1 protein-coding gene is annotated in these 668 nt (G+C 37.6%); it reads right to left on the minus strand.

Going from position 1 to position 668, the window contains the following annotated elements:
- Window positions 1-50: 50 nt before the first annotated feature.
- Window positions 51-518 carry a xanthine phosphoribosyltransferase gene (gpt, locus tag HMPREF2813_RS05645; RefSeq protein WP_005632242.1) on the minus strand — a complete coding sequence of 156 codons (468 nt, stop codon included), beginning with the start codon at window positions 516-518 and terminating at the stop codon, window positions 51-53.
- Window positions 519-668 lie beyond the last annotated feature (150 nt).

A 668-nucleotide genomic window follows, 5' to 3' on the forward strand; every position in this document is an offset into this window, starting at 1 on the left:
AAAGTGCGGTTAAAAATCCTTTTATTTTAACCGCACTTTTTGTATAAAAATTATTTTCTAGAGAGAGGTGGAACAAAGGTTAAACCTAAATCCCAAGGTTGCTCAATCCAAGTATTTTGTGGAATATCAATTACGTAATCATCCACTAATTCCGCACCTGCAGGTTTTGCAAATACAGTGACAAATTTTGCATTAGGGTACATTTGACGAATGGCACGCGCCGTATTACCCGTATCAACTAAATCATCTACCACGATAAATCCTTCGCCGCCATTTGGCACTTGGGCTGCATGAAGAACTTGTAATTCACCTTGATTGTTATGATCGTGATAACTTGCGATACAAACGGTTTCAATATGACGAAGACCCAATTCTCTAGCCAATACAGCCGCTGGAAACAAACCACCGCGACTCACCGCAATAATACCTTTCCATTGGGAAGCTGGAAGTAAACGTTCTGATAATTTGCGGGCATGCATTTGAAACATATCCCAAGTTACCACATATTTTTCGCTCATAATTGCACCTTAGTTTAAATTTATCGAGAAATAAAAAATTGCGTAAGAATAACCCGAAATGGCGTTTTGTGCTATTATTTCGTAAATATTTTCAGTAAAAAGGAGCAATTATGTCTGAAATTACAACACTTCAACCTTCACTGTTATGGA

Source organism: Haemophilus sp. HMSC066A11, from assembly GCF_001811665.1.
Lineage (GTDB): Bacteria > Pseudomonadota > Gammaproteobacteria > Enterobacterales > Pasteurellaceae > Haemophilus > Haemophilus influenzae.

Bases quoted from the DNA above. Each gene is read 5' to 3' on its own strand.
- gpt (WP_005632242.1), bottom strand. From the start codon at position 518: ATGAGCGAAAAATATGTGGTAACTTGGGATATGTTTCAAATGCATGCC.